General features: G+C 60.6%; 22 protein-coding genes and 1 tRNA gene. 10 read left to right on the forward strand and 13 right to left on the reverse strand.

What is annotated here, in order from left to right:
- The 3 genes from WC739_RS08625 to WC739_RS08635 all read right to left on the reverse strand — a co-directional run.
- The coding region (locus WC739_RS08625) for an ABC transporter ATP-binding protein/permease (protein ID WP_372952608.1) at positions 1 to 1,850 on the reverse strand (1,850 nt) is incomplete at its 3' end.
- Between the two features lie 519 nt (positions 1,851 to 2,369).
- Positions 2,370 to 3,050 carry a DsbA family oxidoreductase gene (locus WC739_RS08630; RefSeq protein ID WP_372952609.1) on the reverse strand — a complete coding sequence of 227 codons (681 nt, stop codon included), beginning with the start codon at positions 3,048 to 3,050 and terminating at the stop codon, positions 2,370 to 2,372.
- 16 nt (positions 3,051 to 3,066) lie between these two features.
- A complete protein-coding gene (locus WC739_RS08635) occupies positions 3,067 to 4,887 on the reverse strand; it encodes an extracellular solute-binding protein (protein ID WP_372952610.1) in 1,821 nt (606 codons plus the stop codon).
- Positions 4,888 to 5,119: 232 nt separating this feature from the next.
- Here WC739_RS08635 and WC739_RS08640 point away from each other — a divergent pair, with 232 nt between their 5' ends.
- On the forward strand, positions 5,120 to 5,749 hold the full coding sequence (locus tag WC739_RS08640) for an invasion associated locus B family protein (protein ID WP_372952611.1): 630 nt from the start codon (positions 5,120 to 5,122) through the stop codon (positions 5,747 to 5,749).
- 104 nt (positions 5,750 to 5,853) lie between these two features.
- Here WC739_RS08640 and hspQ read toward each other — a convergent pair whose 3' ends face one another.
- Both hspQ and WC739_RS08650 read right to left on the reverse strand, forming a co-directional pair.
- Positions 5,854 to 6,177, reverse strand: a complete 324-nt coding sequence (gene hspQ, locus WC739_RS08645) for a heat shock protein HspQ (protein WP_372952612.1) — start codon at positions 6,175 to 6,177, stop codon at positions 5,854 to 5,856.
- A 168-nt stretch (positions 6,178 to 6,345) separates the two neighbouring features.
- Positions 6,346 to 7,554, reverse strand: a complete 1,209-nt coding sequence (locus WC739_RS08650; RefSeq protein WP_372952613.1) for a UbiH/UbiF family hydroxylase — start codon at positions 7,552 to 7,554, stop codon at positions 6,346 to 6,348.
- A 112-nt stretch (positions 7,555 to 7,666) separates the two neighbouring features.
- On the opposite strand from WC739_RS08650, the gene WC739_RS08655 reads away from it, so the two are divergent.
- The 8 genes from WC739_RS08655 to WC739_RS08690 all read left to right on the forward strand — a co-directional run bounded on the left by WC739_RS08655 (position 7,667) and on the right by WC739_RS08690 (position 15,885).
- On the forward strand, positions 7,667 to 8,563 hold the full coding sequence (locus tag WC739_RS08655) for a DUF2182 domain-containing protein (RefSeq protein WP_372952614.1): 897 nt from the start codon (positions 7,667 to 7,669) through the stop codon (positions 8,561 to 8,563).
- A gap of 14 nt (positions 8,564 to 8,577) precedes the next feature.
- Complete coding sequence (locus tag WC739_RS08660; protein ID WP_372952615.1) at positions 8,578 to 9,192, forward strand: DUF1326 domain-containing protein; 615 nt, start codon at positions 8,578 to 8,580, stop codon at positions 9,190 to 9,192.
- Positions 9,165 to 10,010, forward strand: coding sequence for a phosphatidylcholine synthase (pcsA, locus tag WC739_RS08665; RefSeq protein ID WP_372952616.1), 846 nt, complete (start codon positions 9,165 to 9,167; stop codon positions 10,008 to 10,010). The genes WC739_RS08660 and pcsA overlap by 28 nt, the downstream gene beginning before the upstream one ends.
- A gap of 26 nt (positions 10,011 to 10,036) precedes the next feature.
- Positions 10,037 to 11,014: a quinone oxidoreductase gene (locus WC739_RS08670; protein ID WP_372952617.1), complete on the forward strand. Its 978-nt coding sequence runs from the start codon at positions 10,037 to 10,039 to the stop codon at positions 11,012 to 11,014.
- Between the two features lie 145 nt (positions 11,015 to 11,159).
- Positions 11,160 to 12,725: an ABC transporter ATP-binding protein gene (locus WC739_RS08675; protein WP_372952618.1), complete on the forward strand. Its 1,566-nt coding sequence runs from the start codon at positions 11,160 to 11,162 to the stop codon at positions 12,723 to 12,725.
- Positions 12,722 to 13,852, forward strand: coding sequence for an ABC transporter permease (locus tag WC739_RS08680; RefSeq protein ID WP_372952619.1), 1,131 nt, complete (start codon positions 12,722 to 12,724; stop codon positions 13,850 to 13,852). Before WC739_RS08675 ends, WC739_RS08680 begins: the two co-directional genes overlap by 4 nt.
- Positions 13,852 to 14,772, forward strand: coding sequence for an ABC transporter permease (locus WC739_RS08685; RefSeq protein ID WP_372952620.1), 921 nt, complete (start codon positions 13,852 to 13,854; stop codon positions 14,770 to 14,772). The genes WC739_RS08680 and WC739_RS08685 overlap by 1 nt, the downstream gene beginning before the upstream one ends.
- Positions 14,773 to 14,817: 45 nt before the next feature.
- Positions 14,818 to 15,885, forward strand: a complete 1,068-nt coding sequence (locus WC739_RS08690; protein ID WP_372952621.1) for a BMP family ABC transporter substrate-binding protein — start codon at positions 14,818 to 14,820, stop codon at positions 15,883 to 15,885.
- A 77-nt stretch (positions 15,886 to 15,962) separates the two neighbouring features.
- Here WC739_RS08690 and rimO read toward each other — a convergent pair whose 3' ends face one another.
- The 8 genes from rimO to WC739_RS08730 form a co-directional block, all read right to left on the reverse strand.
- Positions 15,963 to 17,276: a 30S ribosomal protein S12 methylthiotransferase RimO gene (rimO, locus tag WC739_RS08695; protein WP_372952622.1), complete on the reverse strand. Its 1,314-nt coding sequence runs from the start codon at positions 17,274 to 17,276 to the stop codon at positions 15,963 to 15,965.
- A 126-nt stretch (positions 17,277 to 17,402) separates the two neighbouring features.
- Positions 17,403 to 18,062 carry a TerC family protein gene (locus WC739_RS08700; RefSeq protein ID WP_372952623.1) on the reverse strand — a complete coding sequence of 220 codons (660 nt, stop codon included), beginning with the start codon at positions 18,060 to 18,062 and terminating at the stop codon, positions 17,403 to 17,405.
- A gap of 190 nt (positions 18,063 to 18,252) precedes the next feature.
- The gene (locus tag WC739_RS08705; RefSeq protein WP_372952624.1) at positions 18,253 to 18,660 is read right to left on the reverse strand and encodes a DUF930 domain-containing protein; all 408 of its coding nucleotides are present in this window, start codon (positions 18,658 to 18,660) and stop codon (positions 18,253 to 18,255) included.
- A gap of 56 nt (positions 18,661 to 18,716) precedes the next feature.
- Positions 18,717 to 19,418, reverse strand: coding sequence for a DUF2161 domain-containing phosphodiesterase (locus tag WC739_RS08710; protein WP_372952625.1), 702 nt, complete (start codon positions 19,416 to 19,418; stop codon positions 18,717 to 18,719).
- 1,605 nt (positions 19,419 to 21,023) lie between these two features.
- Complete coding sequence (locus WC739_RS08715; RefSeq protein WP_372952626.1) at positions 21,024 to 21,428, reverse strand: DUF6804 family protein; 405 nt, start codon at positions 21,426 to 21,428, stop codon at positions 21,024 to 21,026.
- 79 nt (positions 21,429 to 21,507) lie between these two features.
- Complete coding sequence (locus tag WC739_RS08720) at positions 21,508 to 21,804, reverse strand: hypothetical protein (protein ID WP_372952627.1); 297 nt, start codon at positions 21,802 to 21,804, stop codon at positions 21,508 to 21,510.
- Positions 21,805 to 22,846: 1,042 nt separating this feature from the next.
- Complete coding sequence (locus tag WC739_RS08725) at positions 22,847 to 23,659, reverse strand: hypothetical protein (RefSeq protein WP_372952628.1); 813 nt, start codon at positions 23,657 to 23,659, stop codon at positions 22,847 to 22,849.
- A gap of 85 nt (positions 23,660 to 23,744) precedes the next feature.
- A tRNA-Ser gene (locus WC739_RS08730) sits at positions 23,745 to 23,834 on the reverse strand.
- Between the two features lie 326 nt (positions 23,835 to 24,160).
- On the opposite strand from WC739_RS08730, the gene WC739_RS08735 reads away from it, so the two are divergent.
- Positions 24,161 to 25,393 carry a septal ring lytic transglycosylase RlpA family protein gene (locus tag WC739_RS08735; RefSeq protein ID WP_372952629.1) on the forward strand — a complete coding sequence of 411 codons (1,233 nt, stop codon included), beginning with the start codon at positions 24,161 to 24,163 and terminating at the stop codon, positions 25,391 to 25,393.
- Positions 25,394 to 25,441 lie beyond the last annotated feature (48 nt).

The raw sequence follows: 25,441 nt of genomic DNA on the forward strand, positions 1-25,441 counted from the left end.
TTGTCCTCGACGGGCAGTGGCTGGGCAAGGATGGTGGTGAGTTCGACGGGCAGGGTAGGAACCAGGGGCTTCTTGGTGGCGACGCCATCGGCGATGGCGACGATGCTGTGGTAGAATTCGCTGCCGGTCACCGATCTCGGCGCCACGGCCTCGTGCATGACGCTGATGACCGTGACATCGGGGCAATTGTCCTTGATCGCCTGATGGAAGGCGACCTTGCCCTCGGGGTCGAGCGCTCCGGTAGCCTCATCGAGGAACAGCAGGCCCGGCTGCTGCAGCACGATGCGGGCCACCACGAGCTTCTGCTTCTGGCCGCCCGACAGCACCTGATCCCAGCTTTTGCCTTCGCGATGCTCGTCGGCCATGTTTTCGATGAAGTCACCGAGACCGGCCTTGTGCAGCGCCGCGGCGACCCGCGCGTCGCCATGGTCCTGCTCGGAGCCGGGCAGGCAGACAAGTTGCTTGAGCGTAACCTGCTGGAGTTTGACCTCCTGGGCCGCGTAAAAACTCGTCACACCCTCGGGGAAGACGATCATGCCGCGACCATAGGGCCACAGACCGTTGATGGCCTTGATCAGCGAGGTCTTGCCGCAACCGGATTCGCCCTTAAGGAAGGACCACTCGCCGCGCCGGAAGCGCAGATTGGCGGCACTGAGGAACGGCGTCGCATCCTCGCCCTGATGCGCCAGTTCGAGCTTCTGGATGGTCAGGCCGAAAACCGGGTTCTGGCTGGCATAGCGGAATTCCGAGCGTCCGGCCTGGCTATAGAATTCCTGGGGATGCTGGACGTTCTCGATCGCATTGGCCAGTTCGGTGACACGCTGGCTGTTGGCCCGCAGCGTGGCGATGGCGGGCATGACATGGATGAAGTAGGAGCAGCGCTGGATCAGTGCGTTGATCTGTTCCGAACCCGTCAGATACCCCCTCAGATCGACCCCGTTGTGTATGAATGGCACAAGACCGGGGCCATAGGCGACGACGCGGGCGCCGACGAAGTTATAGACCAGCTCGAAGCCCATATAGATCGTGTTCAGAATGTTGAAGCGCGACCATGTTGTGTCGATCTCTTCATAGAGCCGATTGTGCATCGATCTCTGGACGAGCTCGCCGCGTGAGGCAGCGACATGGAAGCTTCTGCGCAGGAACGTCGTGAGTTCGCCGCGATAGCTGCCCTCGGCCTTTTGCATCCGGATATTCAACCGCTCCAACATGCCGCCCAGCTTGACGGCAATCCAGGTGTTGAAAGGCACGTAGATCGCCACCGCCAGCAAGGCCAGCACCGCCGTACCGTAGTCGCCAAGGAAGTCGAGGCCTTTCACCGCAACGGAGTTTCTCAACAGTTCGCCGCCGAGGAAGTACAATCCCGTAGCAACCCCGAAGGCGCCCATCGCAAGGCCGATGGCGCCTCCGGTCATGTCCTTGATCGATTCCTGGATGCGCTGATCGATATTGTCGGGCGCCGCGGCGCCCGGAGAGCCATGTTGCGCGTGGAAATGCGTGTGGTTGCCGTCGAGCAGCGCCTCGTTGAAGCGGCCATCCAGCCAGCCGCGCCATTTGCGGTGCAATGAGGTCGATACGAGATTTCGGATACCGGTTATGCCCGCGTCCTTCAGAACGACCAGGAAAACCAGGAGCGCGGCGTTACCGAGCAGCGTTTCAACCGGGGTCGTATTGGCGGCGTCATGGAAAAAGCTGATCGAATTCATCAGCTCGGCCGACGCCCTCGTGAACCAGACGTCCGCCTTGCTCGACAAGGCGGTCAGCAAGGCGATCACCAGCGTCAGCGTCCACGCTTCCTTCCAGCGATCCGAGAGCCAGTAGGCCCGCATCAGGCCCCAGAAGCTGCGCATCGACGATACCGGGGTGAGCAACGAAGGCCTTGCGGCATCGCGAAATGTTCTTTCCGGTACTGACTCTTGCGATGGTCTGTCGACCCGAATCACGATCCCGCCCAAACCTTTTTTCTTTTGTTACGGATGGTAACACCAATTGATCATTTTCCATTAATTTTTGTAGAGCCCCCACTGGCTATGACGCGGAAGCCGTTGCGGAAGGGCAACAGGACAGCTTCTCCGGACGTGTCTCGCGAGCTGGCGAGCAACCGATTTAATTTAACGATGTCATGGAGTTACGGATGGCAGGCAGCCATCCAAAACGGCTTCCCTAAGGGAAGTCGTTCACACGGATTCGTGAATCGGTTTCCTGGTTTGACGCGGCCGTTTTTCATGTCCGGCTGGCGAGAAATTCTCGAAAAAGGCCGTCTTGATGACCGATTTCTTGCCGGGACTATCTTACGGGCGGCAGAGAAACGCCGCGAATCGTTTCGCTCGGTCGTCCTATGCAGACCACCCCAGAGAAGCGGAACGGCCTCAGCCGACCTGTTCCAGTTCGCCGCTCGTCTTGGCCGCTGCGACCTGGCGGATGGCGTCTGCAAGGGTGTCGGCATCCTGAGCGCCCATGACAGCGTATTTGCCCTCGAGCAGGAAACACGGCACGCCCGTCACCCCCATGCGCGAGGCGGTGGCGATTTCGGTGCGTACAGCCTCGACATCGGCGTCCGTCGGTAGAAGGGTCTCGACCACGGAAGCATCCATGCCGGCCTCGCGGGCGGCTTCGACCAGCACGGCATGGTCGCCGATGTTGGCGCCTTCCTCGAAATTCAGCTGGAACAGGCGGCGCACCAACCTGTTCTGGACGGCCTCGCCGGCGGCGCCCGCCCAGCGGATCAGCCGATGCGCGTCAAGCGTGTTCGGGGCAACCTTGATGGCGTCAAAAGCGAAGGAAATGCCTTCGGCCTCGCCCAGCGGTTCGATGCGGGCATGAATCTCGCGGATGCGCTCATCACTCCCGAACTTGGCGAGCATATACTCCCGCCGATCCTTGCCCTGCGGTGGCACAGTCGGGTCGAGCTGGAACGGCCGCCAGCGAATATGCACCTCGACATCGTCGATCGCGGCGATCGCCTTGTCGAGCCGCTTCTGGCCTATGAAACACCATGGGCACACGACATCGGACACCACGTCGACCGTGACGGTGTTCAGTTCGCTCATTTCGATCTCCTGAACTTCAGTTCGCCTTGTGCCACCAGGTTGGCAGTTGATACCCGAATATGGGCGTCTTTCTCGGGTGATCCAAGTAGCTCCAATAGGCAAGCCATTGCTGCGAATTGTGCTGCATGGGCACCATGTAACCGCCCGAGATCAGCAGCCGATCGAGAACGCGAACGGCGGCGACATAGTCTTCCTTGGAGCGGGCCCGCAGCATGGCTTCGATCGCGGCATCCACCGCGGGATCGGCGACCCCGGCGAGATTGAAGGACCCTTCGGCCTTGGCCGCGGCCGAACTCCAGCGACCGGACTGTTCGATGCCGGGCGACAGCGAATTGTTGAACCCGCTCGACCCGACCAGCACCTCGAAATCGAAGCGCTGCTTGCGCGACTGGATCTGGTCGCCGTCAAGGCTGCGAATGGTGACGTTGATGCCGATCTTCTCCAATGTGCGCTCGTAGATGCCGGCGAGGCGTTCCTCGTCTTGCGAAGCGGTCAGGATCTCGAAACCGAATGGTTTGCCGTCGGGGTCCAGCATCACCCCATCCCGCACATGGTAGCCCACGCTGTTGAGCAGGTCGAAGGCAGCTTTCAAGACCTTGCGATCCTGGCCTGAACCATCGGTGACCGGCGGCCGCCACGTGCCGTCCATGACGTCGGCCGGCACTCGGCCGGGGTAGGGCGCCAGGAGCGCCTTCTCCCTGTCATCGGCGGGGTGGCCGAGCGCCGAAAGCTCGGAGCCCTGCCAGAAACTCATCGTGCGCGTGTACTTGCCGCCGAACAGATTCTTGTTGGCCCACTCGAAGTCGTAGAGCATGCCCAGCGCGCGACGCACGACCGGGTTGGCGAATTTCTGCAGGCGGGTGTTGAACAGAAAGCCGGTGACCACGGGCGGAATGCCGGTGTCGAAGCTTTCGGCGATCACTTCGCCCCTGTGAAAAGCCGGGAAATCCAGGTCGCGCTCGCGCTTGACCGGATCGCTGTCGTCGTCGATGGCGCAGAGGCCTTTCTTGAACGCTTCGAGCTTGGCGTTGGCATTGAGAAAATACTCGATGGATATGCGATCGTAGTTGTCGAAGCCCCGTTTGGCCGGAATGTCCTTGCCCCAATAGTCGGGATTGCGCTTGAAGACGATGCGTTGACCGGGCTGAACCTGTGCAATCGTATAGGGGCCGCTGCCGATGAGCGGCTTCAGCGTTGTCTTGTCGAAGGTCTCCTTGTCGAAGGCATGCTTCGGAATGATCGGCGTTAAGGCGATAATCAGCGGAAATTCGCGATCGGCCTTGTCGTTGAAGGTGAAGCGCACACTGTGGTCGCCGGTCTTTTCCAACTTGGCCACCCTGGCCATGCGGTCACTGTAAGGCGGGCGGCCCTTTTGCGTGAAGACATCGTAGCTGAACAGCACATCCTCTGGCGTCACCGGCTCGCCGTCCGACCATTTCGCCTTCGGGTTGAGGTGGAATTCGATGCTCTTGCGCTCCGGATCCATGTCGGCGCTGTCGGCCAGCAGCCCGTAAAGCGTAAAGGCCTCATCGGCATTGCGCTGCATCAGCGGCTCGAAGACCAAATTGCCGAAGATCGTGTCCATCATGCCACGAGCCGTCGTGCGCAGGCTCTTGAGGATGAACGGGTTGAGATTGTCGAAAGTGCCGACGACGCAGTAAGTGATGCTGCCGCCCTTCGGCGCATCCGGATTGACGTAGTCGAAATGCGTGTAGTCGGCCGGCAGAGCCGGTTCGCCCTGCATCGCGATAGCGTGCTTCGGCGCCGACATGGCCGGCTGATGCGAAAGGGCGAGAAACGATATCGCGGTGATCAGCCAAACAAGAACGCGGCCCATGACCGTCTCCTTACTGGGTCGGCTTGATGATTCGGTGCGCACCCTAGCACGAGCCATGCGCGCGCCTGCCAATCTCGTCGCCAACAATCGCTGGTTCCGGGCTGGATTCGGCAGCGCTTGCAGTGTAACACGCCGTTCGAAGTCATTCTGTTGCCTCATTTCGGCAACAGGTAGCTGGGCCACACGGCGCGAATAAGCCGGTCCCGGGATCATTTGAGAGGAAGTGCACGACATGACGAGCCTGAACAGCAACGCGTACCGCCTTTCGGTCATGGCCGCTGGCGTGGTCGGCTTTCTGGGCGCAGGGCTTCCCGCCGCTTCCGCACAGCAGCAACAGCAGATCCCGCAGGGCTGGTTCAAGGCTTGCACCAAGCAGGAAGACGTCGACATCTGCAACGTCCAGAACATCACCACGGCCGGCAACGGCCAGTTGATCACCGGCGTCAGCCTGATCGAGCTGAAGGGCAAGGTGAACCGCAAGGTTTTCCAGGTAACGGTCCCGACCGGCCGTCTTGTGCCTCCCGGCATCGGCCTGCAGATCGATACCGGCAAGGCCGTGAAGCTTGATTATGTGATCTGCTTCCCCGACCGTTGCGTGGCTGAAGTGCCGCTCACCGACCAGCTCGTGGCCTCGTTCAAGAAGGGCCAGGCGCTCACGCTGACCTCGGTCAATTTCCAGAACCAGCCCAATCCGATCAAGATCGCCCTGCAGGGCTTCAGCGGCGCCTATGACGGCCCTGCGCTGCAGCAGTCCGACATCGAGGACCGGCAAAAGAAGCTTCAGGACTACGCGGCCAAGAATCAGCAGGATTTCGCCAAGAAGCTCAAGGCCGAGCAGGACAAGGCGAAGGCCGCGAACTGATCCGCTGACGACGGAACGGACGATTGTCAAGGAAAGCAAAAGCGGGGCTCGGCTCCGCTTTTTTCATTCCGGATCGTTCCTGATCCAGGCTCCGATATTGTCGGTCAGTGCCTGGATTGCCCTTTCGGCTCATAGCGCCCGTCAGGCTTCTTGTCGAACATCTCGTTGATCTGCGGATGCCGGACCGGCTCGCCCGAACGATCCGCGAGCAGGTTTTGCTCCGAGACGTAGGCGATGTATTCGGTTTCCGAATTCTCGGCGAGCAGATGATAGAAAGGCTGATCCTTGCGCGGCCGCACGTCGGCAGGAATCGCTTCATACCATTCATCCGTGTTGGCGAATTGCGGGTCGACGTCGAAGATAATTCCCCTGAATGGAAACAGCCGGTGTCGAACCACCTGTCCGATTGCGAATTTGGCTGTTTTCATCGTGCTCACCACTGAATTCCTTGGCTTTATTTGGCCCGTCCCGCGCATCAATGCAATCCTGTAGCTTCTGAGCGTCTCAAAGGAACGCGCGAAGCGATGGAAAGGTTTGAGGATGCTGCTGAAATCGGTGGTCGCCGATGACGCGGATCGCGAAGTCCGGATCTGCCCTCAGCTGTTCCGCCTTGGCCGCCCGCCGGCCAGGGCCGCGAACCCGCTGCCCGGACGAAGCCCTTCACGCATGAAGAAAGCGCGAAGCGGTGCGAAGCCGCCGAGCACGCCAAGCCCTGCGACCCGGGCCATCTGCGCCGGCAGCATGTCCGACAGCAGCGACATGTTGAGCAGATTGACGGCGCTGCTGCGCGCCAGGATGTCGGGACGGCGCTTGAAGTCATAGGAGGCCAGCGCCGTGGCTGAGCCAGGGTCACCGCGGTTTTCACCAGCAATAGCAACGAGATCGGCGACGTCCCTGATACCGAGATTGAGACCTTGCGCGCCAATCGGTGGAAACACGTGGGCCGCTTCGCCAACGAGCGCCACCCGATTGCGGGCGAAACGCAACGGCGTCACGGCGGAAAGCGGATAGATTTGCCGACCCGGCTCGACCGACACCCGGCCCAGCATTGATTGCATCCTTTGTTCGACCCGCAGGGAAAGCGCCGCATCATCCAATGCGGCAAGTTCTGTCGCGGTTTCCGGTCTGACCACCCACACCAGGCTCGAGCGATTGCCGGGCAATGGAACCTGCGTGAACGGACCGGTCTCGGTATGGAACTCGGTCGATGTGAAGGCGTGGTCGCCGCTGTGGCCAAAATTGAGGACCAGGGCAGCCTGCGGGTAGGCGCGAGCCGAGGTCGAGATGCCGGCCGCCTCTCGTGCCGGTGACGAGCGGCCATCTGCGGCGACCGCCAACGATGCCTCCACCGTGCTGCCGTCGGCCAGCGTGGCACGAGCAAGCTCGGAGCGGAGATCCCACTTCGCCACCATAGAACGTCGCCATTCGATGCCGGAATGCCTCCCCGCCGCCTCCGCCAGTACCGGATTGAGGACGCTGTTGGGCAGGTTCAGTCCAAACTGCTCCTCGTCGATCTCGCTGGCGCGAAAAGTAACGACAGGACCGCGGATCAGCCGGCTGGTGGCGTCGACGATCCGCATCACCTTCAGCGGTGCCGCCTTGGGCTTGATGTCACCGAGAACGCCCAGTCTTTCAAGCATGTCCAAGGCTGGGTTCATCAGAGCCGTGGTGCGGCCATCAGGTCGCGAAGCTTCAGGTCCCGCGAGCGTCACCGGGAAACCGGCATCGGCGAAAGCCAGCGCGGCGATCAGCCCTGCCGGCCCTGTGCCCGCAACCAGTATCCGCGCAGTGTCGTGATGCTCCAAGATCGGCTTCCGGCTTCTCATGCGACGCAGCCCATTTGGTCTGCCAGTCGATCCGCATATAGGTCAGATGATGCCGCTTGATCAACGCGGCGATTCGGCCCATTCGGATGCGATGACCGGTCAGCAACACGATTTCCGCCATCTCGACCGCGCCGGGCGCGCCATGGCGAACATCGCGCTCCGTCCCCGCGTCACCGTGAACATGGTTGTCGGCGCCGCAATCCTGCTTGCCTGGCTGGTGCTTGCGGCGATGGCGATCCGGGGCGCCGGGGGGCGGGGTGTGGGCGCCAGCGCCCCGGGCGACATGATCCTGCGCGCCCTGCCTGGGGTGCCGCTGCCGGATTTCCTGGAGCGTTTCTTCGCCCTTTGCCTCGCGCCGGTGCCTTTGGACGGACGGGTTGGTCCGTGGGCCGGCGCGCTCGCCCTGATGTGGTTCCTGATGTCGATCGCGACGATGCTGCCGTCCGCCGCGCCGATGATCCGCACCTACTGCGAAATCGCCGATACAGCGCGGATCAAGGGCGAGCCCGTTGTCCATCCGCTGGTACTGGTTGCTGGTTATCTCAGCGCATGGCTCGTGGCCTCGGCGATGCTTGCCGCGCTGACCCTTGCCACCCACGCGTCCGCCCCGTCCAGCGTCATGCTCGATCCTCTCGTCGGCATTGCCGGCGCGCTCGCCCTGCTCATTGCGGGCCTTTATCAGTTCAGCGGCATGAAGGAAGCTTGCCTGGAAAAATGCAGGAACCCGTTCTCGATCCTGTTTTCGAACTGGAGCGCAAGGACGGTCGACATCTTCCGGCTCGGCGTCGTTCAGGGCGTCTGGTGCCTAGGCTGCTGCTGGGCGCTTATGCTGGTGATGTTTGCCGTCGGCGTGATGAATATCTTCTGGATGGCCTTGATCGGGCTGTTCACACTGATCGAAAAACAAACCACCAGCAGGGTGCCAACGCGGCTCGCCGGTGCGATACTGCTTGTCTGGGCAGCTGCCCTGCTAGTAGTCTCGGCATAGTGGGGGGAAGTTCGATGTCGGATCAAAGCTGGGCAATGAAGGGAGAGCTCGTACTCTCCTGCAATTGCACGGTTTTTTGCCCTTGCGTACTGTCGCTGGGGAATCATCCACCGACCGAAGGGTATTGCCAGACCTGGGCCGGCTTCCGCATCGACGCCGGGCATTTCGGCGACGTCGACCTGTCCGGCCTGAACCTCGGGCTGGTCATGGAAATTCCGGGCTACATGAGCCGCGGCAACTGGACGGCTGGCCTGTTCATCGACAAGCGTGCCTCTGTCTATGCGGTCAAGGCGCTGACCAGGATTTTCACCGGCAAGGCGGGCGGAACCACATCCTTGCTCTCCATCCTTGTCGGCAAATTTCTTGGTGTCGAACAGGTGCCGATCACTTATGAAACGCGTGACAAGACACGCATCTTCCAGATACCGAAGATCATTGACGGGGCGGTGACTCCCATCCCGGGCAAGGATCACGACAAGGATACGGTGATCAGCAATTCGCAATACTGGATTGCGCCGGAGATCATCGTGGCCAAGTCCGACAAGAGCAAGATGCGGGCCTTCGGCCGCAACTGGAATTTCGCGGGCCGGTCGGCCGAAATATGCAAGCTGGATTGGCGGGGCCCGTGAGCAAGAACACTACGGCCAGGAAAACCACGGCCAGGAAGATCACCGACCGGATCCCGCGACCGAAAAAGAAAGTCACCTGGCCGCAGGCCAGGGCCTTTTCCGTTCATCTGCTGACCGCGTCAGGCTCCTTCCTGGCCTTCCTGTCGCTGGTGGCGGCAAGCGAGGAACGCTGGACGGCGATGTTCTGGTGGCTCGGCCTCGCCTTGTTCGTCGACGGCATTGACGGGCCGATCGCGCGCAAACTCGAGGTCAAGGAGATCCTGCCGACATGGTCGGGGGAACTGCTCGACAACATCATCGATTACGTGACCTACGTGCTCATCCCTGCCTTCGCGCTTTACCAGCGGGGCTTCATGGGCGAGGGCCTGTCGTTCCTGTCGGCGGCGATCATCGTCGTGTCCAGCGCGATCTACTATGCCGACACCGGCATGAAGACGAAGGAGAATTTCTTCAAGGGCTTCCCCGTGGTGTGGAACATGGTTGTGTTCACTTTGTTCGTCATCGAGCCCGGACAATGGGTTTCATTCGCCGTGGTGGTGGTGGCAGGCATCCTGACGTTCGTGCCGATCAACTTCATCCACCCGGTGCGTGTGGTGCGGCTGCGGCGGATCAACCTGGCGATGACGCTGTTGTGGTGCGCTTTTGGGGCGCTGGCGCTGGCGCAGGCGGCTCTCGCCGCCTTCTACGATCAGATCGGAGTGCTGGGCGAACAGGTCAGCAGCTTCACCAAGATCGGCATCACCGCCACCGGGCTGTATCTCGCCTGCATCGGTGGCATCATGCAGTTCTTTCCCAAACTCGGCGCCAAGAAGACCTGATCCGCCGCTCTCGAGGATTCCAAATCATGTCCAAAGCAGTCCGCATCCATTCGCATGGCGGTCCGGAAGTCCTGACCTATGAGGATAGCGATCCGGGCCGGCCGGGTGCTGGCCAGATCCTGATCAGGCACACGGTGATCGGCCTCAATTTCATCGACGTCTACCATCGCTCGGGCCTCTATCCGCCGCCCGGCGGATTTCCACTGGTTCCCGGCAGCGAGGCGGCCGGCGTGGTGCTGGAAATCGGCCAGGAAGTGGACTGGCTGAAGCCCGGCGACCGGGTCGCCTACACGACCAATGTCGGCGCCTATGCCGAGCAGCGCGTCATCGCCGCCGACCTTGTGGTGAAGGTGCCGGACGGCATCAGCGACGAACAGGCGGCCGCCATGATGCTGAAAGGCATGACGGCCGAATATCTGCTTCGGCGTACCTTCAAGGTGAAGGCTGGCGACACGATCCTGTTCCATGCCGCGGCGGGCGGCGTCGGGTTGATCCTCGGGCAATGGGCCAAACATCTTGGCGCGACCGTCATCGGCACCGCCAGTTCGACCGACAAGATCGAACTCGCCAGGCAACATGGGTTCGACCATGTCATCAACTACAAGGAGCAGGATTTCGTCGCCGGCGTCGCGGCCATTACCGGCGGCAGGAAATGCGACGTCGTCTACGATTCGATCGGCAACGACACATTCCCGGCGTCTCTCGACTGCCTGAAGCCGCTCGGTATGTTCGTCAGCTTCGGCCAGTCTTCGGGACCGATTCCGCCGTTCAGCATGTCATTGCTGGCGCAGAAGGGATCCCTGTTCGCGACAAGGCCGACGCTGTTCGTCTACAATGCCAAACGCGAGGACCTCGACGCTTCTGCCGCAGCCTTGTTCGAGGTCGTGCTCAGCGGGGCCGTCGAGATCAAGATCAACCAGCGCTACGCGCTCAAGGATGCCGCCAAGGCGCATGCCGACCTCGAAGGCCGCAGGACGACGGGAACCACCATTCTCATCCCTTAGCTTCGACCGACTTGCTATCCCTTGAATTTCAGCTGAAATTCTTGAAGCTCTTTCAAGACGTGTGCCGCTTTCCGACGGGAGCCGGCCGCGCCTACGATGCTTGCGGGAACACAGAACATATCTGGCAAACCAGATTGGAGGCACTGTGAGTGCAGATCAGGACGCCACGAACCTGCTGGAGGTTCGTGGCCTTACCAAGATATTCGGCACACTGACGGCATGCGATCATGTCGACCTCAACATCGCCCGGGGTGAGATTCACGCTTTGCTCGGCGAAAACGGCGCCGGCAAGTCGACGCTGGTCAAGATGCTGTTCGGCTCGCTGGAGCCCAATTCCGGCGAGATCTTCTGGAATGGCAAGGCCGTCAGGATCACCAGTCCCGGCGTTGCCAAGAAGCTTGGCATCGGCATGGTGTTCCAACATTTCTCCCTGTTCGAGGCGCTCACGGCTGCCGAGAACATCGCGTTGTCGCTGGACGATGGCTCGCCGATCGGCAGCATCGCCGCGAAGGCGAGAGCGCTCTCCTACAGCTACGGCCTGCCGCTCGATCCTGACTCTCTGGTCGGCGACCTGTCGGTGGGCGAGCGTCAGCGCATCGAGATCATCCGCTGCCTGCTGCAGACGCCGCAGCTCATCATCCTGGACGAGCCGACCTCGGTGCTGACGCCGCAGGAGGCCGACAAACTGTTCGAGACCCTGGAGCGCCTTCGTGCGGAGGGGAAGTCGATCCTCTACATTTCGCACCGTCTCGAAGAGGTCAAACGCATCTGCGACCGCGCTACCGTTTTGCGGCATGGCAAGGTGGTCGGCCATTGCAATCCGCGTGAGGAAACGGCTGCCTCGCTGGCCCGCATGATGGTCGGCAGCGAGGTGCAGGCCGTCGTGCGCGCGCCGGTCGCGGGGATCGACGCCGCCAAGCCGCTGCTCGAAATCCGCAACCTCAGTCGCAAGCCGGCAACGCCATTCTCCATTCCGCTCAGGAACATCAGCCTGACTGTCCGCGCCGGCGAGGTGATCGGCATCGCCGGCGTCGCCGGCAATGGCCAGGGGGAATTCTTCGAATCCGTATCCGGCGAAGTGCTGCAGCAGGATGCGGCCTCGGTGCGCATTCGCGGCAAGGTCGCCGGCGGGCTCACCATCACCGGACGCCGGCTTCTTGGCGCTGCCTTCGTGCCGGAAGAGCGTCTCGGCCACGGCGCAGCGCCTCGCATGAAGCTTTCGGAAAACCTGCTGCTGTCGCGCCATGCCACCGACGGCAAGGCCTTCGTTGGCATGGGTGGGATGGTCAAGAGCGGCGCGATCCAGACGGCCGCGCAACGCATCATCAAGGCGATGGACGTGCGCAAGAGCGCGCCCGATCCGGAGGCCGCCGCACTTTCCGGCGGCAATCTGCAGAAATTCATCGTCGGTCGCGAGCTCGACCGCGCGCCGAGCGTGATGGTTGTCAACCAGCCGACATGGGGTGTCGACGCGGGCGCCGCCGCCCGTATCCGGCAGGCCTTGATCGAACTGTCGCGCAGCGGATCGGCTGTTCTGGTGATCAGCCAGGACCTCGATGAACTGTTCGAAATATCCGATGCCATTGCCGTGATGCACAATGGCGAACTGTCCAGGCCGATGCCGATCGCCGAGGCGACATTCGAGAAGATCGGGCTGCTGATGGGCGGGGCCGAACCGGGCCACGCCGAACATGGCCTGGAGATCGCGTGATGCGCCTCGAACTTGTCAAACGCCCGCAGCGTTCCATCCTGTTTTCGGCGCTGTCGCCGTTCATCGCCTTCGCCCTGACGATGATCGCGGGCGCGGTTCTGTTCGCGTTGCTCGGGGTCAATCCCCTGACCGCCTTCAACATCTATTTCATCGAGCCGATCAGCCAGGTGTGGCAGTTGCATGAGCTGGCGATCAAGGCGGCGCCGCTCATCCTGATCGCGGTCGGCCTGTCGGTCTGCTACAAGGCCAACATCTGGAACATCGGCGCCGAAGGCCAGTTCATCTTCGGCGGCATCTTCGGCTCGATCATTCCAGTGATGTTCCCGCAATTCGAAGGCCCGCTGGTGCTCCCGCTGATGCTCTTGCTGGGCATGGTCGGCGGCGCGGCTTACGCGGCGATCCCAGCCCTGCTGAAGACAAGGTTCAACACCAACGAGATCCTGACCAGCCTGATGCTGGTCTATGTCGCCCAGCTGTTCCTCGACTGGCTGGTGCGCGGCCCCTGGCGCGATCCGCAGGGCCACGGCTTTCCGCAGACGATCCAGTTCGGCGATTCTGCTGTAGTGCCCGAGCTCATGCCGGACGCCGGGCGCGCAAACTGGGGGATCGTCTTCGCGCTGGTCGCGGCGGTGCTGGTCTGGATCCTGATGAGCCGCATGCTGAAGGGGTTCGAGGTCCGCGTGCTGGGCTCGAGCCCACGGGCAGGGCGCTTCGCCGGCTTCGGCATCAAGCGCATGGTGTTCTTCGCATTCCTGCTGTCGGGCGCGCTGGCCGGCCTTGCCGGCATCTCTGAAGTCTCCGGCGCCATCGGCCAGTTGCAGCCGGTGATTTCGCCCGGCTACGGCTTCACCGCCATCATCGTCGCCTTTCTCGGTCGCCTCAATCCTCTGGGCATCGTCGCCGCGGGCTTGGTGCTGGCGCTGACCTATCTCGGCGGCGAGGCGGTGCAGAGCGCGCTGGGCATTTCCGACAAGGTGGCGCGGGTCTTTCAGGGCATGCTTTTGTTCTTCGTGCTCGGCTGCGACACACTCATCCACTACCGCATTCGCCTGATCGGGCTGGCCCTGGCCCCACCCGACGGCGCAGTCAAACTCGAAGCCTCGACGAAGCTGAAGGAAGCAAGCTGATGGACATCGCCATCAACATCCTTTTGACCATCGCCACGGCGGCGACACCGCTTCTGATCGCGGCGATCGGCGAACTGGTGGTCGAGCGCTCCGGCGTACTCAATCTCGGCGTCGAGGGCATGATGATCATGGGCGCCGTCGGCGGTTTCGGCGCGGGCTACCTGACCGGTTCCCCCTGGATCGGCCTTCTGGCGGCGATCGCCATGGGCGCGCTGTTCTCGCTGCTGTTTGCCGTCATGACGCTGTCGCTCGCCACCAACCAGGTGGCGACCGGTCTGTCGCTGACGCTGCTGGGCCTCGGCCTCTCCGGCATGATGGGCACCAGTTTCGTCGGGCAGCCGGGCGTAAGGCTGCCCAATCTCGACATCCCCGGCCTGACCTCGCTTCCGGTGATCGGCAGGCTGCTGTTCGGCCAGGATCCGATCTTCTACATCTCGATCGCGCTGACTGCCGCGGTCATGTGGTTCCTGTTCAAGACGCGCACCGGACTGACACTGCGCTCGATTGGCGACAGCCACACCTCAGCCCATGCGCTCGGAATCAAGGTCATCCGCTACCGCTACCTCTCGGTGATCTTCGGCGGCGCCTGTGCCGGCCTTGCCGGCGGTCACCTGTCGCTGGTCTATACGCCGCAGTGGGTCGAGAACATGACCGCGGGGCGGGGCTGGATCGCGCTGGCGCTGGTGGTGTTCGCGTCGTGGCGACCGTGGCGGGTGCTGGCAGGCGCCTACATTTTCGGCGCCGTCTGGATCGGCCAGCTTCATGCACAGGCTTTTGGCATTCCGGTGCCATCGCAGGTGCTTTCTGCGCTTCCCTATCTGGCAACCGTCGTCGTTCTCGTTCTAATCTCGCGCAACAAGCGTCTGACCATGATGAACACGCCGGCTTCGTTGGGGCAGCCGTTCGTTCCGGATCGCTGACAACAAAACGGGAAGCCCCAAGGCTTAACACAGAGAGGTATCACAATGAAAAAACTGCTTATTGCCCTGATGACGACGACGGCGGCATTGTCGCTGGCGGCGTCGGCGGAGGCAGCCGACAAGCTGAAGGCCTGTTGGGTCTACACCGGTCCGATCGGCGATTTCGGCTATTCCTACCAGCATGACCAGGGCCGCCTCGAGGTCGAGAAGGCGCTCGGCGACAAGGTGGAAACGGCCTATCTCGAAAACGTCTCGGAAGGCCCCGATGCCGACCGTGCCTTCGAGCGCCTGGCGCGCGAAGGCTGCAAACTCATCTTCGGCACCTCGTTCGGTTTCATGGACGCCGAGGTGAAGGTCGCCAAGAAGTTTCCCAAGGTGATGTTCGAGCACGCGACCGGCTACAAGACCGGCGACAATCTGGGCATCTACAATGCGCGCTTCTACGAGGGCCGTTACGTGCTCGGCCAGATCGCGGCGAAGGAGTCGAAGTCCGGCGTCGCCGGCTACATCGTGTCCTTCCCGATCCCGGAAGTCGTGATGGGCATCAACTCCTTCATGCTCGGCGCGCAGTCGATCAATCCGAACTTCAAGGCCAAGATCGTCTGGGTCAATTCGTGGTTCGATCCGGGCAAGGAAGCAGACGCGGCCAAGGCCCTGTTCGACCAGGGCGCCGACATCATCGTCCAGCACACCGACTCGACCGCCGCGCTGCAGGTTGCCGAGGAGCGCAAGCTGCATGGCTTTGGCCAATCATCTGACATGATCAAGTTCGCGCCGACCGCGCAGCTGACCTCGCTCACCGACGAATGGGGTCCGTACTACATCAGCCGCGTGCAGGCCGCCATCGACGGCACCTGGAAACCGGACAATGTCTGGCTGGGGATCAAGGACGGCGCCGTCAAGCTCGCCCCCTACACCAACATGCCCGACGACGTGAAGGCGATGGCCGAGGCGACCGAGAAGAAGATCGCCGGCGGCTGGAACCCCTTCACCGGACCGATCGCCAAGCAGGACGGCACGGCGTGGCTGAAGGACGGCGAAGTCGCTGACGACGGCACGCTGCTCGGCATGAATTTCTACGTCAAGGGCGTTGACGACAAGCTGCCGCAGTAAGCGCGTCGAACTCTAGACTAAAGGAAAGGGCGCCCACGCGGCGCCCTTTTCATTTGTCCGTCCGACGAAGGGAAGACTTAGACGGCCGACCCGTAGAGGTCGTAAGCGTCGGCACGGTCGATCTTGACGGTGACGATGTCGCCTGAGCGTAGCGGGCGGCGCGACTGGATATGGACCGAGCCGTCGATCTCGGGCGCGTCGTATTTGGTGCGGCCCTTTGCCGAGGTGCCATGCGCTTCGTCGATCAGCACCGGCAAGCGCTTGCCAACCTTCCTGGCCAATTGCGTCGCGGAGATTTTCTGCTGGCGCTGCATGAAGCGATGCCAGCGCGCTTCCTTGATTTCCTGCGGGACCTGCTCGAGACCGAGATCGTTGGAACGGGCGCCCCTGACCGGCTCGTATTTGAAGCAGCCGGCGCGATCGATCCTGGCTTCATCCAGCCAGTCGAGCAGCATTTCGAAATCCTCGTCGGTTTCGCCTGGAAAGCCGACGATGAAGGTCGAGCGGATGGCGAGATCAGGGCACACGTCTCGCCAGCCACGGATACGCTCGAGCGTCTTTTCGCCGTGCGCGGGACGGCGCATGTTCCTCAGCACCTGCGGCGAGGCATGCTGGAACGGGATGTCGAGATAGGGAAGTATCTTTCCGTCGGCCATCAGTGGAATGACATCGGCGACATGCGGGTAGGGGTAGACATAGTGCATCCGTACCCAGATGCCGAGCTTGCCCAGTTCCTCCGAAAGATCGAGGAATTTCGCCCGCACTTCGCGGTCACCGAACATCGATGTCTGGTATTTGATGTCGATGCCGTAGGCGCTGGTGTCCTGCGAGATGACAAGCAGCTCCTTGACGCCGGCCTTGGCCAGTTTTTCGGCCTCGCGCAGCACATCGCCAGCCGGCCGCGAGACGAGGTCGCCACGCAAAGCGGGAATGATGCAGAAGGTGCAGCGGTTGTTGCAGCCTTCCGAAATCTTCAGATAGGCATAGTGGCGCGGCGTCAGCTTGACGCCCTGCGGCGGCAGCAGATCGATATAGGGGTCGTGCGAGGGCGGTGCCGCCTCATGCACGGCGGCCATCACGCTCTCATAGGCCTGCGGCCCGGTGATGGCGAGAACGTTCGGGTGTCTCTCGCGAATGACGTCCGGTTCGGCGCCGAGACAGCCGGTGACGATGACCCTGCCGTTTTCCGAAAGTGCGGAGCCGATGGCATTGAGCGACTCGTCACGGGCGGAATCGAGGAAACCGCAGGTGTTGACGACGACAAGGTCGGCGCCGTCATGCTTGCGGGCGATCTCGTAGCCTTCCGCGCGCAGCCGCGTGATGATGCGCTCCGAATCCACAAGCGCTTTCGGACATCCAAGACTGACAAAACTCACGCGAGGAGCGGACATATAGTTTTTCCGGGTTTTCGGGATTGGCGGCGCATACCACACTTATTGTGGCATTGGTATGGGCGACCACGCGCAACCGCCGGCTGTACGAAGGTGTCGAGGTGATCTCGGACGCGGCAGGCGTCGTCAAGTCACCGCATTGCTCACATGCGGCCAGACTTCGACGACACCGCGGTAGACCATGTCGAGCGCGACATAGAGGATGATCAGCAGGCCGATATAGGCGATCCAGCGATGCCGATGCAGCAGCTTGGCGATGAAACTGGCCGCCAGACCCATCAGCGCGATCGACAGCACGAGGCCGATGACCAGCACCGGGAAATGATCTCGTGCCGCGCCGGCGACTGCCAGGACGTTGTCGAGCGACATCGACACGTCGGCAACGACAATCTGCATCGCGGCCTGGCCCAGAGTCTTGCGCTTCGACTTGCCTGCCACGGCCCGGTCGTGGTTCAGGTCGGAGTTCGATAGCGCTTCGGTCGCTTCCAACTCGTCGGCTTGGGACGTGCGCAACTCGCGATACATCTTCCAGCAGACCCAAAGGAGCAGGATGCCGCCAGCCAGCAGCAGGCCGACGATGGCCAGCAGCTTGACCGTGACCGCGGCAAAACCGATGCGCAGCACCGTTGCCGCCAGCACGCCGATGAGAATAGCCTTCTTGCGCTGCTCGGACGGCAGTCCGGCGGCGGCGAGGCCGATAACGATCGCATTGTCGCCGGCCAGCACGAGGTCGATGGCGATGACCTGGAGCAAGGCGGTCAGGCTGGCAGCGCTGAAAATGTCCATCGACTGGAAGCCCTTGCTGGTTCGGGGAGTGTTCGTCGATTAAACAGAGGGCCTAACTTGGCGGTCCATTGGCGTCAAGGCTTTGTCCATGCGTTCGCCCAACGCCATGGTTGCAATCATCTTCGATGACGTTGAATCAGGAATTCGAGCCACGCGCCGGCGGCCGGACAAGGCCGGCCTCGGTCAACAATCAGTCGTAGAGATTGTATTTCGCCCAGTCGGCCTCGGGAATCTCGTCGCCGATGTGGTAGCGGAGCTGGAGCACTTCCATGTGGTCCGGCCCCGTCTGGCATTTGAATTTCAGCCGGTACCACTGCCCCTTGCTGCGGAACGCCGCCCCAGGGCTTCGGATCGCATCGGCACTCATCTCTGGAGTGGCGAAGGCGTAGGCGACGACGCGGTCGGCCTTGAATTTGCGGTCGTCGTGCGTGATCCGGTCGAGCACCTCGGCGTCGCAACGCTGCTCGAGACGTGTTTGCGGGTCGAGTTTCATCAGGCCGGAGCGCAAGGCACTGTCCATCGCGCTGGCCGGAAAAGCCAGGGTCACGGAAGCCATCGCTGCAATGCAGACTGTCTTCATGGGCGCGACAAGCACCATATTTTGTCTGAAGAATCAACCAAGGGGAGCGCCCCGCCAGACGCTTGCGCCCGCCTTCAGGGGGTCGGCGCGATCAAGATCTCGTGTCGGGCATCATCCTGAGCTGCCTCCTGCGGCCAACGAACCAGCGACGCGCGGCCCGCATCGGTAAGGTCGTAGAGACCACGGTCGACGCGCGCGAACCAGCCATAGACATTGTGCAGCAGGATTTTCGGCGCGATCGGCGTCAATGGTTTCAGGTCGCGCGGTCGCTTGGGTCCGTCGGTCATCGCGGCGGCACAGGCGAGGGCGCTTTGGCGATAGGCCGTCATGATGGGACTGCGCGATCCGCCGCCCGCGACCGGATCGCCGCGCCGGCGCCGGTGCTCTTCGACAAGGCGGGAACGCCGCCGTGCGTTCTTGCGGGGCGCGAGCGCGATCGGACTGAGAAGGAGCTCGACGCGGTCGTTCGCGGTCACGCCAAGCAGGCCGAAACCAAGCCGGCGACAAAGGTTGCGAAACCGCGCATCGCTTTCGCGGCCCTTGCCCCGCGCCGACATACGCGCCGCCAACCACACCTCGTCGCAGGCGGCCGCACGGTCGACGCCCTGTAGCACCAGTTCGAGGTTGAACTGCAGCTTCAGCTCACAAATCACCACGACGGGCGGCTCGCCATCGCGCAGTGCGACGATATCGCAGCCGCCGATCTCGCCCTTTACGGCGAAGCCGCGACTTTCGAGGAACCGCTTCACCGGCGCATAGAGCGAGGTCTCGTTCATTGCCGAAGGCTTAGCCGATTCGGGGGCGAAAGCCTCCTCATCTGGACTGTCGCTGGAAGCAGGCGTCTGCCCCCTTCAACTCTCCTATTCGATGTACGCTTGCAAGCGTCAGGTGGCCAGCGCGGTGCCGGTGAACGCATTGCCTGAGAGCCGCGCTGGCCTTGGCGGCGATTTTGCAATCGACCGCCACATAAGAGTTAGCATTGAATCGGCGAACCTGTTCGTCATGGCGCAATCCGTGCTTACACCGTTTGGACAGGGACCAGTCACTCAATCTGGCTGTCACCGTCTTTTCAAGTGAAGTCCCCCATGCGGCTTTAGGCTGAACAATGGTGATCTGCCTCCACCAAATCTGGGCTCGGACGATCCTTTGCAATCGAAGCCCGATGCTTGAACGGGTTCCCGCCGGTCCTCAATGGACCCGACACGGTCTTGCGACAGGACAAGAAGCCGACCGTTGTGCTTATCAGGCTACTCAACTGCCGCTGTCATGGCAGCCTTGGCCGCAAATCAGGAACGGATCGACACAACGGAGGACAGCAACGTCCATTCAAGTCGTCGGGAAGAACGTTGGCGGAGGAAGTGACCGCCCTTGGGCTGGACCCCGCTATCATCCTCTCGCCTCTGTCTTCCTCTGATTTAGTGGTGCTTGCACCCCACTGAGCGAAAGTTGTATTTTAGTTTCTCTGAACGAATTCTTACCTAGCTTTACCGGCTGTGGGGCAATATTATGGTTCGGTGGCAGCGGCTCTTGTTATTATCTTTGCTTCCTTTCGCGCTCGGCGACTGTGCCAGCACGCAAAAAAAGCCTGATCGGGTAAGACCGAAGGTCGCGAAGATTTTCCATTACTATGATACCACGATAGGTTTCCCTGGTAATGGCGCAGGGTCCACACTCAGGAATATTGCGGTTACTGTTGACCAAAATCCGAATGACTACAATAAAACCCGATGGGCGTTTGTATTAGATACCAACAATATCAATCAAGACGTAGAAAAATCATTTCAAGGCTCAATAGAAGTATATTTCGAGACTGCAGATAACGCTCCAGTCCCTAGTCCTGGAAATGGCATATTCGGCATCGCGTACTGGCGCGATCATTGCTACTATGGTGGACAAAGCCACCGTGTCTATGAAGGTACATTTAACTACCCCTACACGGATTTTTTCAGTTTGGCCGACCACATCAGAGTGATCCCAATCTATCATGGCAGTCGCCTTGGTAAGTGCTGATACTCAACGTGGCGTCATCCCTGTTTGGAAATGCCATGTGCCCCTCGCGGCGAAATTCCCCATAGGATGCTTTCGGTGCGTTCATATCAATGATCGGACCTTGTCGATTGTCCTCTTCATCCAGCCGTGCTGCCAGCCGTACATCGATACGTAGTTAGTTACCTCGGTTAGGGAATTGCCTGGTGTAACGACCGCAAATCCTTGATAATTCATACAGCTGCCCACTGCGGAGTACTCACTGTTGATGGCTCGACACTTCGCCATGCTATCGACAATTTGTTGCTCAGTGTTTGGTGACAGGATCAGCATCCAAATGACTATGACTGCTGCAGCACCTGAAACGCTATCGTTCAAGGGTATTACCTCCCAGATTAACCGCGCTGACAATACCAAACCACGCCAAACAAGACCGCAGCGCCGACATTCAGCACTGCCCATAGTTCCCGTGGCAGATGGACGGGCATAAATGGGTTGAACACCAGGGCGGCGGCAAACAAGCCCCAAGCCAAATTGCGCTGATCAGTGCGCCAGAGCATAGCGCCGCAATAGGCCCCAGCGAAAAAGACCACGACTCGGACCAATTGGTAATAGCCATAAGGCCATGGCCCTACCGCCAGCAGCGAAGCGATCGCCACAATTACCGCTACGTTCCTGACCATCAAAAGCCGAGCACGGTTGTAAGCGGTGTCGAGCCGCCCGCGAAATATTTGATGAGCCATATTGCCCACGTCGCCGGCCAGGAACGCATCGGCAGTGAGGTTGAGCAGTAGTTTCATCGCCACCGACGAGTGACTGCGCCACGTGACATGATCCCAAGCGGTGCCGCTGCTATGGTCCTAAGCATTTCCTCTCCCTCTAGCCCCCGACCAGTGACGGATGGAGGCTATCGTAGCGCTCAATATTGAACCATTGATAGGTGTAGCCATCTTCCGGCTTTTCACCATTTCTGATTTTGACAAGGATCCAGGTTTGCCCTGTGCAAGCATCTACCATTATAGGCGCAAAAGGTTGGTTCCCGTTCCCCGGCGTGACGGCGAAGCAGTGGGCTTCCGGCCGCCAGCCGAAAACATCATCGCAGCCCGATAAAGCCAGCATGGCCATAACAGCGCCAGCCATTTTCGCTGTCGCGGTCTTCAGCCCAGTTTCACGCAATTCAGCCCCCTCCGCGCGAGATGTATCCTCATCCCTAATTGCACCCTAGTCACCTAAAGCTATTCAGATTATCCCGGCTGACACAGCTCGCGACACCGCTCATGTCGGAGGCACGGCTTAGGCATTGCCGCAGGTCATCATAGCCTTGGGCGATGCGCCTGGCCTTTTCTGAGAGCTCATCCATGTCCGACTTACATACAAACCCGCCTGGAAAGCAGGTGTAGCTATCGAAGCATTGCGCGTCTCGACGCACAATCTTGTCGCTGTAATCAACGCAAGATGGTCGACCCATTGAGCAAGAAAATGATTGCGCCATGGCATCCGTAGCGCTCAAAAGAGCGATACCTAACCAGATAAATGTACGCATACAACTCCCCCCAAAACCCCATTCCACCATCACGTAACCGGAAGCTGATAGCAAGCGCTCTGCGAGGCTTGTTGAGAGTACCAATCGATGTTCTATTGCCGTCTCCACCAGGGAGGGGGCAATGGGGCAATTCTTTTCAAGCATTTTCGGGGTCGCGATTATGATTGCGACATTTGCTGGCTGGGCAACACATCTCTACGTTTGCTTTACCGGCCAACTTTGGGGCTTCTTGATCGCTGGCGCGATATTCTTTCCGATCGGCATCGTTCACGGGTGGGGGGTCTGGTTCGGTTGGTGGTAGCAAGAGAGGCCCAAGCGATCTAAACACATTCATGTCCTACCGGTAAAAGTTCAGGAACCATTTCCAGCGCAGGCTAATTGAATCGCGGTTTTGCGGGTCAGTTCATGCGTTTTGAAGTTCATCGAGCCTTTGCTTCCGACCTTTGTCGAGACGCCTCCGGAGGGCGACGAATGGATTCACGTGGAATGTCTTCACAGGTTCATCGAGGAAGCAAATGACTTAGCAGCAAAGCTGGACGTCTACGGGAAGATTTTCATCAATCGGCTGGTCCCAACCGGATTTGGGACTTCGTGCCGACAGGCTCAATTTCGCGTCGCCAGGGTTTAAGCAAGGTGACGCCAAAGACGAGCCCGTTGCCTAGCGGCGGCGGGCTTTCAACCTGGAGTCTTCGGGGCAAATGAGGGGATGCCATCATCGCCCAAGAACTTTCGCATTGCCGGCCCGATGCCAAAAGTGACCTGTTCCGCCATTTTGATCAAGGTCGGCAGGTTCTCTCGGATGTTCTTCAATAAAGAATCGAGCTCGACCTCATAAGGCAGAAGCTCCGCCGCCTGCTCTTGCGTTAAGGCTGTTGTGATCACCCCATCATGTGACGCTAGATGATGGCTCCGTAAAATCTGCTTAACGCTAACACGAAGTTCGCTGTACATCCTTACCGCCTCTACCAGATTGCGGTGCTGCAAAAAAAGCGTCACGGTCGACTGCATCAACTCGTTGTCTTTGGCGGCCATGATTGGCGACAATTCTGCAGGGTCAATATCAAACGTCTGGGACCGCCCGACCATCGGCAGCACACGCTTCCATAGGGGTTGGTCAGTCAGACCGAGTTCATTGGCTTCGGAAAGAGATTCTTCGATCGATCTCTTAATCGCATTCACGTCACTCAATACGAGAGAGGCCTTCACCATCAAGCGAACGACATAAGATTTTTGCGTCGCGACACTTGCCCCGACCTCGCGCTCATGCGCGTCGGCTGCTGTCTGTTTGGCTAGAACAAAAGCCACCCAGGCACTTATCACTGAACCCAGGATCGCCCCCCCGAACCCGCTAAGCAAAGTGGCGTATTCAGGCGTTGCGGCCAGGTGGTCAGCCAAGAAGAGGCATGAAACACCGCCGGCCAGGAAGCCGAAGATGCCGACCGAAGTTAATTCGACTACTGAATTTTTCAAGATCACGGGCTTGATCATGCTGCCGCTCTCCAAATCAGATTGTCCGCGACCTTATGCGCAAGATGGTAAAAAAGATAGATTAATCAATAAAATCAACGGCATATGGCGGAGGAAGTGGGATTCGAACCCACGGTGAGCTTGCACCCACGCCGGTTTTCAAGACCGGTGCCTTAAACCGCTCGGCCATTCCTCCGGCAGTCGCGTCCTATTGCTCTAGTGCGCCCGGCAAAGACCTGTCAACCGTGATCCATCTGCCCGAGGACGCGAACGGCGATTGCGACACGAAGCGTCAGGGCAAGCATCATGAGCCACGAAAAATCGTGAATTTTCAGAGCGCCCAGAGCCGACCGCCATGTCACAATCTTGCCCGGTTCCAGCCACAATTGGTTAATACCGTGATAAGCAATTCCTGCGCACAAGGATCGGGGTACAGGCCGTTGTGCCAGTCGTGTGAGGCTTTCACTCTTCCGATTGGCAGGCGGCGTTGTCTTTGGTGAGACTTTAGGGGACATCTTTAACATGCAGGCTATGACGCCCCCGTGTCTTCGTCGCGCTGCCACGGTCGCGTTGTTCGCCATCTCTGCCGGCATGCTGGCGGCTTGTGCGTCGCAGCCCGAGCCGAAAGGGATGGTCTACAAGAAGACCCGCTCCAAGGAATATTTCGCCGAATCCGAATATGGCGTGAAGGCAAGCCCGCGCGTTTTCTTGAAGGACGGGCGCATACAGCGGGGCGGTGGCCGCGACCAGCTCGGCAAGCCCTATCAGGTGCGCGGCAAGTGGTATTACCCCAAGGAAGACAAGAATTACGCCAAGGTCGGCCTGGCCTCCTGGTATGGCGATGCCTTTCACGGCCGGCTCACCGCCAATGGTGAAGTCTACGACATGACGCATCTGACGGCGGCGCACCCGACCATGCCGCTGCCTAGCTATGCCCGCGTCACCAATCTAAAGACCGGCAGCTCGGTCATTGTTCGCGTCAACGATCGTGGCCCGTATCATGACGGTCGCATCATCGATGTGTCGGAGCGCGCCGCTCAGATGCTCGATTATGCCAACATCGGCACCGCCCAGGTGAAGGTCGAATATGTCGGCCGGGCGCCGCTCGACGGCGACGACGACAAGTATCTGATGGCCTCCTACCACCCTGGAAACAGAATACCGGATCCGTCGGATGGCCTGCCGACCGGTGTCATGGTCGCCATGAATGGCCCGTCGCCCAGCCTGCCGGCCGGCGCCGCCGCGGTGCCGTTTCCGGGCCAGTTGACCTCTTCGGGCGAGGCTCAGCCGGTCATGTCGGCACAGACTCAGGCCTATGGCGATGTGGCGCTGCCTGATTTCGGCCCGATCGTGCCCCAGCGTCCTGAAATCGCCCTGCCTCCGCAATCGCCATTCGCCGTGGCGTCGCTGTCCTACGCCGATGAGCCGGTGCATCGGGCTTCCGAGGTCTTCGCGGCACTGGGCGGTGACGGTATGTCGCCGTCGGATATGCTTCAGTCTCGGCAGCGGCAGGCGCCCGCAGCCACTCCGTCTACGGCCTATGTCGCTGCCGGTTCCTTCGAGGATGCGGTCGAAGCCAAGCGTGTCGCCACGCAGCTCGCCGAATTCGGCAAGACCGAGATCCAGCGCTCGAATCTCGAAGGCAAGGACTGGTATTCGGTCAATCTCTATCCCGACGGCCATCGCAATCTCGACGAACTGCTGCAGGCGGCGTGGTCGCATGGCGCGCCGGATGCACTGGCTGTGCGGAACTGACCGCAAGCCAGGCCCAATTGGCGCCGCACGGTTGATCCGTCGCGGAAA

This window comes from Mesorhizobium sp. (genome assembly GCF_041661565.1).
Taxonomy (GTDB): domain Bacteria; phylum Pseudomonadota; class Alphaproteobacteria; order Rhizobiales; family Rhizobiaceae; genus Mesorhizobium.